Origin of the sequence: Collinsella sp. AK_207A (genome assembly GCF_902501965.1) — a bacterium.
Taxonomy (GTDB): Bacteria; Actinomycetota; Coriobacteriia; order Coriobacteriales; family Coriobacteriaceae; genus Collinsella.
Window position 1 is genome coordinate 72,535 of record NZ_CABWID010000002.1, and the last position, 10,997, is coordinate 83,531.

Genomic DNA, 10,997 nt, shown 5'->3' on the forward strand with positions numbered 1-10,997 from the left:
ACATCCTTTCCCTAAGGACTCGATTTCTTTTTCAAGGCACAGTGTATCCCCTTACACCGAGCGCTATACAAAATCTAAGTCAATCCATATAAGATTTTTTGTTCTCCATAATGTAAAAGTGGTACACAGGGACAGTCCCCGTGTACCACTCATACGGAATCCTTATGCCACATGGCGCGACAAGGCGGCCCCGATGTACCGTCTCGCGATTAGTCGACGGCTTCGGCCAGCTTCTCGGCGCGATCGGCAGCGGCCAGGGCGTCGATGACGGTGCCCAGCTGATCGCCCAGCAGCACGCCGTTGTAAGTGCTGTTGAAACCGATGCGGTGGTCCGTCACGCGGTCCTGCGGCTGGTTGTACGTGCGAATCTTCTCCGATCGGTTGCCGTGGCCGATCTGGCTCTGGCGCTCGGCGCCCAGCTCGGCCTGCTGGCGCTCGAGCTCCATCTCGTACAGGCGGGCGCGCAGCATCTGCATGCAGACCTCGCGGTTCTGGATCTGGCTGCGCTGCTCCTGGCTCTGCACCACGGTATTGGTGGGCAGGTGGGTGATGCGCACGGCGGAATACGTGGTGTTCACGCACTGGCCGCCAGGACCGCTCGCGCAGTAGGTATCGATGCGCAGATCGGACTGGTTGATATGGATGTCGATGTCCTCGGCCTCGGGCAGCACGGCCACCGTGGCCGTAGAGGTCTGGATACGGCCCTGACTCTCGGTCTTGGGCACGCGCTGCACGCGGTGCACGCCGCTCTCGTACTTCATGACGGAGTAGACCTTATCGCCCTCCACCTTGAACTCGATGGACTTGAAGCCGCCGGCCTCCGAGGGGCTGGCGTCGAGGACCGTCGTCTTCCAGCCCTTGGACTCACAGAAGCGCTGGTACATCTTGTACAGGTCGCCAGCGAAGATGGCCGCCTCGTCGCCACCGGCGGCGGAGCGAATCTCCACGATGGTGTTCTTCTCGTCGTTTGGGTCGCCGGGGATGAGCATGAACTTGATGTCCTCTTCCAGCTGGGGAAGCTTGGACTCGTTCTCGGCGATATCGGCCTGCAGCATCTCCTTCTCGTCCGGGTCGGAGGTCTCGTGCTGCATCTCCTTGGCGGCCTCGATATCATCCAGCGCCTCGAGGTACTCGCGGGCAGCGGCCACCAGGTCGGCCTGGTGCGCATGCTCCTTGGCAAGGCGCATGTACTCCTTCTGGTCTGCGACCACGGAGGGATCGGAGAGCTTACGCTCCAGTTCGGCGTAGGCGGCGATGAGTTTCTCTAGCTTGTCGCGCATGATGCGGCTCCTTGTACGATGCGATGACGGATGGGTATGCGGAAGGGCTGGCGAAGGGGAACCTCCCCCGCCAGGCACAGCTAGAGCATGTCCGTCCTCTGGTACATGAGCCCTCCCGATCGTCGATTCAACCGCTCTATGATACCCCGCGCGCAGCTCAAGCTGCCACGTGCACGAAATCCCTCAAAACCGGAGAGGCACAGCCGGCAGCGCGCCCGGCGGTTGGCAGCACCCCCGGCGGCAACCCGCGCGTTACGCGATATCCGCCAGATAGCGGCTGAGAAACTCCCGCGTGCGCTCGTGCTTGGGATGGCCGAACAGCTCGTCGGGGGCACCCTCCTCGCAGATCACGCCCTGGTCCATAAAGACCACGCGGTCCGAGACCGTCTTAGCGAACGCCATCTCGTGCGTCACCACCACCATGGTCATGCCGTCGGCGGCGAGCTTCCGCATGGCCTCCAGCACCTCACCCACCACCTCGGGGTCGAGCGCCGAGGTCGGCTCGTCGAAGAGCATGACCTCGGGGTTCATGCAGAGCGCGCGGGCGATGGCCACGCGCTGCTTCTGCCCGCCCGAGAGCCGGGCCACCGCGGCGTGGGCGAACTTGTCCATGCCCACGCTAGCCAGGTGCTTCATGGCCACGTTCTCGGCCTCGGCCTTCTTCATCTTCTTAAGCGTCACCGGCGCGAGCGTGCAGTTGTCCAGCACGTCCATGTTGTTGAAGAGGTTGAAACCCTGGAACACCATGCCGATGTGCTCGCGCAGCTCGTTCACGTTGGTGCGGACCTCGGTGAGGTCCTTGCCGTGGAACCACACGTGGCCGGACTCGGGCGTCTCGAGCAGGTTCAGACAGCGCAGGAGCGTGGACTTGCCCGAACCCGAGGCGCCGATGATCGTGACGACCTCGCGCGGGCGCACCTCCATATCGATGCCCTTGAGCACCTCGAGGTTGCCGAAGGACTTGTGCAGGCCCTCCACGCGGATAAGCGGCTCGGCGGCGGCAGGTGCATCGGTTGCAGAGGCGGCACCGGCGCCGGCGGCGGACGAACCCTTCATCTCAGACATGATTCCCCTCCCCTAGTTAGAGCTCGGCAGGGCGGTTGCCTCAACATCCAGGCGACGGGCCAAAAGCCCCAGCAGCTTGGACGCGAGCATGGTCAGGCACAGGTACACCACGAGCGCCACGAAGTACGTCTCCATCTGGCGGTAGTACACACCGGCCACGGTGGTGGTGGCGTACATGAGGTCGAACACGCCGATCACCGAGAGCACCGACGAGTCCTTGATGTTGATGACCAGTTCGTTGGAGAGCGCCGGGATCGCGTTCTTGATGCCCTGCGGGAAGACCACCTTGCGCATGGCCTGCCACTGCGAGAGGCCGAGTGAGCGCGCCGCCTCGGCTTGGCCGGGGTCCACCGCCTCGATGCCGCCCCGCAGCACCTCCATCATGTAGGCCGTGGAGTTGAGCGAGATGGTCACCACGCCGGCCACGAAGGTGGTCCAGATCTGGTTGGCGGCCTGCGTGTCCATGCCAAAGGCCACGCGCAGCACGGTAAAGCCCGCATAGTAGATGAGCAGACCCTGTACCATCATCGGCGTGCCGCGCACCACGGTGCTGTACACCTTGGCGAAGCCGGTGCCCACGGCCTTGGCGAACTTGACGGCGTCGTTGTCGCCGCGATCGAAGGCCTGGATGCGCAGGAACACCATGAGGAGCGCCAGCACGAAGGCGATCACGGTACCGAGCGCGGCGAGCCCGCAGGTAATCTCAATGCCCTGGACAAAGAACTGGCGGCTCTCCCAGGTCATGTAGACCAGGCTGGGCAGGAACTCGGAGGGATTTGAGCCGGCCGAGATGCTCACCTGCACGAGCGCCGCAAAGCCCAGGACGCCGCGGTCGATGGCGAAGAGCGCCGCCACGGCCCACACCACGTACGACCCGATACGCGCGGCGCGGCGAACGCCGGGCGTCTTGGCCAGGGGCGAGGCGGCAGCGTAGTCGCGCCAGTGTATGAGCTTGGTGACGAGCGCCGCGGCGGACACGGCGAGCCACGCCCACAGCACGAGCCAGAGCGCATCCTGCGCGAGCCCCGTGCGAGCTAGCAGCGAGAGCGGCGTGGGCGCCTGCTGTGAAAAGGCGAGTCCGATGGCCGCGATAACGCTCGTGCCCAGGTAGACGTAGCGATGATCGGCGGCAAGGAAGCGGCCAAGCCTCTTGATCTGGTTCATGTGCGCCACCTCCTAGGACGGCTGCCGCTCGAGCACGGCGTTCCACATCTGCGTGCGTTCATCTTCCGAGATGCCCTCGAGCGCGCCGTTCACGATCTTCAGAAGCTTCTTGGACCCCTTGCGCATGCCGACGTTCACCTCGAGCGCGGTCTTGAAGCCCTCTCCCTCGGCAAAGTGCACCGGCACGATGCCCGGGTTCTGCTTCATGTAGCCGGCCTCGTTCTCCACGTTGTACGTCACGGCGTCCACCGTGTTCTGGAGCAGGCGCGAGAACACGCTCGGCACCGAGTCCACCGGCGAGACGTGGTTCACGCCCGGAATCTCGTCGATCACGGTATCGAGCTCGGTGTCCTTTTGGCCGAGCACCGCCGCGCCGGAGAAGTCCGAGAGCTTGGTGGCGCTGGCGTAGGGCGAGCCCTCCTTCACGAACAGGCCGAAGCGCTGGGTGAAGTAGCTCTCGGAGAAATCCACGGACTGCTTGCGCTCGGGCGTGGCCGTCATGCCGGCGATGATGAGGTCGATCTGGCCGTTGTTGAGCGAGTCGATGAGGCCGGAGAAGCTCATCTTCACGGCGACGGGCTCGGCATCCGGGTTGATCGCGCGGCAGACGATCTTCGCCACCTGGACGTCGTAGCCGTCCGCGTAGGCACCGGCCACGTTGTCGATGGGGATGGTGTAGTCGCTCGCCTGGCTCACCTGCCAGTTGTACGGCGCGTACGCGGCCTCCATGCCGATGCGGATCTGCTTCTTGCCGATGACGGCATCGGAGTTGTCCTCGCGAGCGTTGTTGAGCGAGACCTGCTTGACGGCGATGGTCGAGGGGCGCTGGCAACCGGAAAGCGTGACAACGGAGGCCACGGCGACAAACCCGGCAAGGCCGCTGCCCAAGAAGGCACGGCGGCTCAGGAGTCCGGAGGCGGCGGGCGCGAATCCGGAGGTTGAGAGGGACACAGCCACTCTCCTTTCAGCTTGCATGCAATACGCCGGACACCATACTCGCCCGCTGCGCGATGCGCCAGCGGTATTTAGGCGAACGGCAACGTCAGGCGGCGCCCCGAAGCCCTGCCCCGAGGCGCCACCCCCTGCCGCACGCAAGCTGGCGGAAACGTTGTCGCTGCTACAGCACGGTGATGGAGAAGCTCCGCTCGTCCACCGCACCCGGCTCCAGGACGATGATTCCGTCGCGATGCTCCAGCACGTCATCCTCATCTGTGTAGCCGGCATGACCCGTCCACGGCTCAATCGCCACAAACGGCGCTTCGGGCTGCGCGGACCAGATGCCCACGAAGTCAAAGCCGGGGAAATCCAGGCGCACGCCGCGACCGGAGTTCTTCCCCACCATGGTGATGGTGCGCTCGGGAACATCCTCGAGCGTCACGGTGTCGAAGTCGAAGCAGCTGCGCGTGAGGGGCATCGCGTCCGCGTCCTCGACGACCGGGAAGGTGTCGTCGCGCAGGGCGAGTCCCTGGGCGTTGATCTTGGGCGAGCGATACGTCCACGTGCGGGCGAAGCGAAGCTCGTAGTCCTCGAAGGCGTCGTCGCCCGCCGCGCCGGGCACGGGCACGTTGAACGCGGGATGGCCACCAACCGAGAAGGGCATGGGCTGGGTGCCGGTATTCTCCACGCGGAAGGTCTGGGTGAGAGTGGCCGGTCCGGTCACGGCATAGGTGAGCTGCAGCTTGAAGGGGTACGGGTAGACCGCGCGGGTCTCGGCGGAATCGACCAGCTCGAAGGTGACGGAGGAGCCATCTTCCGCCACGGCCTCGATGGCGAACTCATGATCACGCGCGAAACCGTGCTTGCCCAGGCGGCAGGGGCCGGCCACCGACTGCTGCACCGCGTGCGGCGGAAAGCCGACCGCCGGGAACAGCACGGGCGAGGTCTTGGTCCACCACCGCGGGTCGCGCTGCCACAGATACTCGTTGCCGTCGAGCACCAGGCTCATGAGCTGGGCGCCGTGGGACTCAATCTGGGCGGAAAGGCCGCCCTGGGAAATCTCGGTGATCGTGGACATGGGCGGGTCCTTTCAACGCGCGCGGCGGAACTTCGGGTCCATCCATTCTAGGACAAGCGGCAGACGTCAACGGCGAGCGGATGCGCCCGTTCCCGTTGTTAGGAGGCAAGGGCATCGGCCTCGTAGGGCAGCACGGGCGCCAGGTAGCCGCGCTCGGCCAGGGCCGCCTCGATCTCGTCGAGCTGTTCCACCGTGTCGGCCGCCACGCGATGGAAGTGGTAGCCGCTCGTGACCGTCATCAGCGGCACGCTCTTACCCGAGTGGATGTCCTCCAGGTAGCGGGCCACGTCGCGACGGTTCCGGATATCCAGATCGGCCGTGATCTTGCCGTAGACGCGATGGTTCACCATGACGTTCATGACGATACCGCCGCGATCAACCACCAAATCGAGCTCGTCTTCCAGCTGGTCCACCGTGTGCCGCACCTTGAAGAGGCGCGTGGGCATCTGCGCGTTCGCGCCCTCCTGCAGCACGTAGCCGCGCGCCGTGGCGATGACGTCGTGGCCGTTGGCGCGGAGCAGCGCGATGTCCTGCACGATCACCTGGCGGGACACGCCGGTCGCCCGAGCGAGCGCGCTGCCCGAGAGGGGCTTCGCCGCGCCCCTGAGCTCAGCCAAGATCACGCCGCGGCGCTCGTCACCCGTCATGTCACCCGCCTTCCTCGCCATGGTTCTCGCACCCCGTCCCGTCCGCAGGCTACCGGTCCGCCGAATCGGTCAGCCGCAGATGCTTGAGGGAAAGGTCAAGGATACCAGCCGAATGCGTGAGGGCGCCGGACGAGATAAAGTCCACCCCGAGGTCGGCAAGTGCCCGGACGTTGCCCTCGTCCACGTTGCCCGAGGCCTCCGTCTTGGCGCGGCCGTCCACGAGCTCCACCGCGGCGGCCATGGCCGCGTGGTCCATGTTGTCGAGCATGACGATATCCGCGCCTGCCGCCACGGCCTCGCGCACCTGGTCCAGGCTCTCGCACTCCACCTCCACGGTGGCGGTGAAACTCGCATGCGCCCGTGCCGCCCGCACGGCCGCCGTGATGCCACCTGCGGCGTCGATGTGGTTGTCCTTCAACATGACCGCCGTGGACAGGTTGTAGCGATGGTTGGAACCGCCGCCCACGCGCACAGCCTCCTTCTCGAAGACGCGCATGTTCGGGCACGTCTTGCGCGTGTCCACGAGCTGGGTGCGCGTACCCGCGAGCGCACGTGCCATGCGACGCGTGAGCGTGGCGATACCGCTCATGCGCTGCAGGTAGTTGAGCGCCACCCGTTCGCCGGAGAGCAGCACGCGGGCGTCGCCGGCAACGTGGGCGAGCACCTGGCCGGGGGCCACCTCGTCGCCGTCTTTCACCAGGCGCTCGACGCGCGTGGCGGGATCGAGCAGCTGGAAGGTGCGCTCGAAGACGTCGAGCCCCGCAATGACGCCCGCCGCCTTGGCAATGAGCTCAACCGTCGCAGGAGCCGGCTCGGGGCAGACCGAGACGGTAGAAACGTCCTCGTAGGTGATATCCTCGCGCAGCGCCGACCGAATCAGGTCGTCCGCCACGAGCTTCATGGTAATGGGATCCATAACCTCTCCTTTCGCGCGCTCCGGCCGAACGGGCAAGGTAGGCGCATCTGACAGCAGGCCCGCACCGTGCGCCCCGTGTCCCGCAGAGCGACGTACCTCAGCCGGCAAGGCGATCGATGGCGGCAGCCGGCACCCCCGTGGAACGGTGTCGGCCATCGAGCACGGGCTCGCCCACCGTCTCCACGGCGAGCGGGGCGCCGCATGCGATGAGCGCCGCCGCGCGCCTCGCCCACACCAGGCTCTCGAGCAGGCTGTTCGATGCCAGGCGGTTCTTGCCGTGCACGCCGTTGCACGCCGTCTCGCCCACGGCGAAGAGCCCCGGCATGCTCGTGCACCCGTTGGCGTCCACGCGCACCCCGCCCATAAAGTAGTGCTGCGTGGGCACCACGGGAATCGGCTCCTCAAGAATATCGCGTCCCACCTGCTCAATGCACGTCTGCCGGATGGTGCCGAAGTGCTCGCGTACCACGTCGCGCGGCACCGGGCTGAAGTCCAGCCACTCAAAGGCGGACCCGTCCGCGCGCATCTGCTCGCGGATGGCGGCGGCCACCACATCGCGCGGCTGCAGCTCATCGGTAAAGCGCTCGCCCGCCTGGTTCAGCAGGACCGCGCCCTCGCCACGGCAGCTCTCGGAGATGAGGAAGGTGCGACCGGGCTGCTCGCTGTAGAGGCCCGTGGGGTGGATCTGCACGTAGTCGAGGTTCTCCTGCTCAATGCCGTATTTGGCCGCCAGCACGCAGGCATCGCCCGTGAGCTGCGGATAGTTGGTCGAGTGGTCGTATACGCCGCCGATGCCGCCCGTGGCGAGCACCGTGTGCGCCGCGTTGATCTCCACCGGCGCGCCCGACCCCGCGCGGCCGATTTCGCTCGACGTGGAGGTCGAGGCTTCCTCGGCCACCGGCACGGCGCGCACGCCCGCGCACGCACCGTCATCAACCAGCAAATCGACCATGGCCACGTGCTCCATGATCTGCACGTTGTCCAAACGGCGCACGGCGGCGAGCAGCGTGGTGGTGATCTCGCGACCCGTCACGTCCGCATGGAAGCAGATGCGCGGACGCGAATGGGCGCCCTCGCGCGTGAACGCCAGGCTCCCGTCCGGCTCGCGCTCGAAATCGGCGCCGAGCGCCACCAGGTCGTTGATGACCGAGCGGCTCGAGCGGATCATGATTTCCACGCTCTCCGAGCGGTTCTCGCCGTGGCCCGCGCGCATGGTGTCCGCAAAGAAGGCCGTGTAGTCGTCCGCCTCGGGCAGCACGCATATGCCGCCCTGCGCGAGCATGGAGTCGCACTCCTCCACCGCGCCCTTAGAGAGCATGACGACGCGCGTGGTCTCGGGCAGGTTGAGCGCCGTGTACAAGCCGCCCACGCCGCAACCGACGATTACGACGTCGCAGGTCATCTGGTCCGGAAGCTCCCTATTCAGTGCCATGGCAATCCCTCTCGACCGAGCGCGCCGCGTACGCGAGCATGCGGTCGAGCGCGCGCTGGGCCCGCTCCGCCGCCGACTCGTCCACCGCGATGCGGACCTCGCCCGCGCCCGTCTCCAGGCAGCGCACGAGCTTCTCCATCGTCACCATATCCATGTTGATGCAGGTAGGCTGGGGTGCTGGAAAGTAGAAGCGCTTGCCCTGGCCGGCGCAGCGGCGCTCGAGCTCGTGCAGCACGCCTCGCACGGTGACGATGATGAACTCACGCGCCTCGCTCTGCTCCGCGTAGGCGATGATCCCCGCCGTGGAGCCGATGTAGTCCGCTTCGGCGAGCACGTCCGCGGTGCATTCCGGGTGCGCGAGAACGAGCGCATCGGGATGCTCCTCCTCGGCATCCACCACCTGCGCCGCCGAGATCACCTGGTGGCGCGGGCAGTACCCCTTGTTGAGGATCACGTGCTTCTGCGGCAACTGCTCCGCCACGTAGCGGCCCAGGTTCTGATCGGGGATGAACAACAGGTTGTGCTGCGGCAGCTCCGCACAGATCTTGACGGCGTTGGACGAGGTCACGCACACATCCGACCAGCTCTTGATCTCTATGGTGGAGTTCACGTAGCAGACCACCGCGAGGTCTTCCCCATACCGGGCGCGCGCGTCGTCCACGGTGCGCTTCTGCACCATATGGGCCATGGGGCAGTCCGCCGCGGGCTCGGGCAGCAGCACCGTCTTCTCCGGATTCAGTAGCTTGGCACTCTCGCCCATGAACCCCACGCCGCAGAGCACGATGGTGCGCTGTGGCAGGGTCTTGGCGAGTTTTGCCAGGTAGAACGAGTCGCCCACGTAATCCGCCACAGCCTGGACCTCGGGCGCCACGTAGTAGTGGGCGAGCACCACCGCATCGCGCGCTTCCTTGAGCTCCTGCATCCGCGCCCGCAACGCGTCCTCGCGCGCTTCGGCGTCCACCCTCTCCTCGTCGGCCATCCGCGGCCTCCCGTCCCCGTGACTGAACTTCGGGCGTGGATTATGACACGTTGCTTTACAGGTGACAAGACAGCTTATGGAGAAGCGCAGACCAGGCGCGCAACCGGGCGCATGTTCTAGTACGGAGCGCCCAGCGGTGTCAGCTGCTTGAGGTACGCCCAGGCAACCTGCTTTTTATGCGCATCGACAAGCGCCGCCTCAAAGCCATCCAGCGCGAGCACGCGCCGGCCCAGCACCGGAACCACGAGCCCAGGCTGCAGCATGGCGGCGTTGAAATCCTCCACCTGCACGAGGGCATCGGCGTATGCCTCGCGCATGGCATCGGCCGCCGCGTCGTCCAAGAGCACCACGGCCTCCGGGTCGAGTGCCTCAACGGCCTCGCGGAAAAGCGACGTGGGGAGCGGCTCGCCCGCCGGAACGGCGTCGGGCGCCACGGTTGCCTCGGGCGCGACGGCGTCGGCATCAGGCGCGCTGCCAGCAGCCCCGTCTGCGCAGGCGGCGAGCGCGCAGAAATCCTCCGGGGCCCAGCCGATGGCCTGGAGCGCGGCGCGCAGGGCCTCGCCGTCCGCGCCGCCCAGCAGCTCGCCGCCCGCGCGCTCGGTCTCGCCCATCCGGCCCTTCACCGCCAGGATGGGCGAGTAGCCGTTACCCGCCATCCACACGCCCCGGGCTTCCAGCGCGCGCAGCTCCTGCTCCACCTGCGCCGCGATCGCCTCTCGATATGCCGAATCCGATACCGCCATGGATGCCTCCGTCTCCCAGCCGTGCAGACCATTGTACCCGCAGTTGTCCGCTATGCCGTTTACCAGCAACTTCACCATTTACCAACGAATCGGAGACGATGTGCTAGAGCACGGCGCGCCGGGGTATAACGCAAGGGATCGCAATCCGGCCCGCAGATGCGAGCCGATCTACGAACAAGACCCTTTCTTTGGAGGATGCTATGGCTGAGATTACCGAGGTCACTCCCGATACGTTTAACGCCCTGCTTTCCGAGCCGATTCCCGTGCTGGTGGACTTCTGGGCCCCGTGGTGCGGTCCGTGCCGCTCGCTCAGCCCCATCGTGGACGAGCTGGCCGACGACCTCGCAGGCCGCGTGAAGGTTGCCAAGTGCAACGTGGACGAGAACCAGGACCTCGCCATGAAGTTCGGCGTGATGTCCATCCCGACGCTCGTACTGCTCAAAGGCGGCAAGGAGGTCCATCGCGTGGTGGGCGCCATGCCCAAGGCGCGCCTGGCGGCCGAAATCGAGCCAAAGCTGTAAGAGCTCCGCGTATTCCAGCTGCAAGGCAACGCGAACGGCAGCGACTCGACGTTCGCCCCGAACAGCTTCCCTTTTCCCTTGGGCGCCTCGCTAGTCGGGGCGCCCTTCCTTTAATATGAGCTGAACATTGTCAAGAGGCAAAACCGGCCGGGCCGTCCGCGGAGCTACCGCCTTCGGCCCGGCCTACCTATCTTCGCCCGGGGTCGCGCCGGTGAGAGGGCGTGTCTCGATCGACG

At 66.1% G+C, this 10,997-nt stretch carries 11 protein-coding genes; 1 reads left to right on the forward strand and 10 read right to left on the reverse strand.

Going from position 1 to position 10,997, the window contains the following annotated elements:
* Positions 1 to 209: 209 nt before the first annotated feature.
* The 10 genes from prfA to GDJ97_RS00805 form a co-directional block, all read right to left on the reverse strand.
* Positions 210 to 1,280, reverse strand: coding sequence for a peptide chain release factor 1 (gene prfA / locus GDJ97_RS00760; protein WP_152069325.1), 1,071 nt, complete (start codon positions 1,278 to 1,280; stop codon positions 210 to 212).
* 252 nt (positions 1,281 to 1,532) lie between these two features.
* Positions 1,533 to 2,336: an amino acid ABC transporter ATP-binding protein gene (locus tag GDJ97_RS00765; RefSeq protein WP_152069341.1), complete on the reverse strand. Its 804-nt coding sequence runs from the start codon at positions 2,334 to 2,336 to the stop codon at positions 1,533 to 1,535.
* A 21-nt stretch (positions 2,337 to 2,357) separates the two neighbouring features.
* The gene (locus tag GDJ97_RS00770; protein WP_152069326.1) at positions 2,358 to 3,509 is read right to left on the reverse strand and encodes an amino acid ABC transporter permease; all 1,152 of its coding nucleotides are present in this window, start codon (positions 3,507 to 3,509) and stop codon (positions 2,358 to 2,360) included.
* 12 nt (positions 3,510 to 3,521) lie between these two features.
* The gene (locus GDJ97_RS00775) at positions 3,522 to 4,460 is read right to left on the reverse strand and encodes a transporter substrate-binding domain-containing protein (RefSeq protein WP_226808660.1); all 939 of its coding nucleotides are present in this window, start codon (positions 4,458 to 4,460) and stop codon (positions 3,522 to 3,524) included.
* 166 nt (positions 4,461 to 4,626) lie between these two features.
* Positions 4,627 to 5,523: an aldose 1-epimerase family protein gene (locus GDJ97_RS00780; RefSeq protein WP_152069328.1), complete on the reverse strand. Its 897-nt coding sequence runs from the start codon at positions 5,521 to 5,523 to the stop codon at positions 4,627 to 4,629.
* A 98-nt stretch (positions 5,524 to 5,621) separates the two neighbouring features.
* Positions 5,622 to 6,191: a transcription repressor NadR gene (locus GDJ97_RS00785; RefSeq protein ID WP_226808663.1), complete on the reverse strand. Its 570-nt coding sequence runs from the start codon at positions 6,189 to 6,191 to the stop codon at positions 5,622 to 5,624.
* Between the two features lie 28 nt (positions 6,192 to 6,219).
* Positions 6,220 to 7,086, reverse strand: coding sequence for a carboxylating nicotinate-nucleotide diphosphorylase (gene nadC, locus GDJ97_RS00790; protein ID WP_152069329.1), 867 nt, complete (start codon positions 7,084 to 7,086; stop codon positions 6,220 to 6,222).
* Positions 7,087 to 7,183: 97 nt separating this feature from the next.
* Positions 7,184 to 8,518: an L-aspartate oxidase gene (locus GDJ97_RS00795; RefSeq protein WP_226808665.1), complete on the reverse strand. Its 1,335-nt coding sequence runs from the start codon at positions 8,516 to 8,518 to the stop codon at positions 7,184 to 7,186.
* Positions 8,505 to 9,497: a quinolinate synthase NadA gene (gene nadA / locus GDJ97_RS00800; RefSeq protein ID WP_152069330.1), complete on the reverse strand. Its 993-nt coding sequence runs from the start codon at positions 9,495 to 9,497 to the stop codon at positions 8,505 to 8,507. The genes GDJ97_RS00795 and nadA overlap by 14 nt, the downstream gene beginning before the upstream one ends.
* A gap of 116 nt (positions 9,498 to 9,613) precedes the next feature.
* Positions 9,614 to 10,240, reverse strand: a complete 627-nt coding sequence (locus tag GDJ97_RS00805) for a hypothetical protein (RefSeq protein ID WP_152069331.1) — start codon at positions 10,238 to 10,240, stop codon at positions 9,614 to 9,616.
* A 200-nt stretch (positions 10,241 to 10,440) separates the two neighbouring features.
* Between GDJ97_RS00805 and trxA the strand changes: the two genes are divergently transcribed.
* Entirely contained in the window at positions 10,441 to 10,761 is a 321-nt protein-coding gene (trxA, locus tag GDJ97_RS00810; protein WP_152069332.1) for a thioredoxin, read from the forward strand.
* Positions 10,762 to 10,997: the final 236 nt, after the last annotated feature.

Coding starts and splice junctions, on each gene's coding strand:
- prfA (WP_152069325.1), bottom strand. CDS start 1,280: ATGCGCGACAAGCTAGAGAAACTCATCGCCGCCTACGCCGAACTGGAG.
- GDJ97_RS00765 (WP_152069341.1), bottom strand. CDS start 2,336: ATGAAGGGTTCGTCCGCCGCCGGCGCCGGTGCCGCCTCTGCAACCGAT.
- GDJ97_RS00770 (WP_152069326.1), bottom strand. CDS start 3,509: ATGAACCAGATCAAGAGGCTTGGCCGCTTCCTTGCCGCCGATCATCGC.
- GDJ97_RS00780 (WP_152069328.1), bottom strand. CDS start 5,523: ATGTCCACGATCACCGAGATTTCCCAGGGCGGCCTTTCCGCCCAGATT.
- GDJ97_RS00785 (WP_226808663.1), bottom strand. CDS start 6,191: ATGGCGAGGAAGGCGGGTGACATGACGGGTGACGAGCGCCGCGGCGTG.
- nadC (WP_152069329.1), bottom strand. CDS start 7,086: ATGGATCCCATTACCATGAAGCTCGTGGCGGACGACCTGATTCGGTCG.
- GDJ97_RS00795 (WP_226808665.1), bottom strand. CDS start 8,518: ATGGCACTGAATAGGGAGCTTCCGGACCAGATGACCTGCGACGTCGTA.
- nadA (WP_152069330.1), bottom strand. CDS start 9,497: ATGGCCGACGAGGAGAGGGTGGACGCCGAAGCGCGCGAGGACGCGTTG.
- GDJ97_RS00805 (WP_152069331.1), bottom strand. CDS start 10,240: ATGGCGGTATCGGATTCGGCATATCGAGAGGCGATCGCGGCGCAGGTG.
- trxA (WP_152069332.1), top strand. CDS start 10,441: ATGGCTGAGATTACCGAGGTCACTCCCGATACGTTTAACGCCCTGCTT.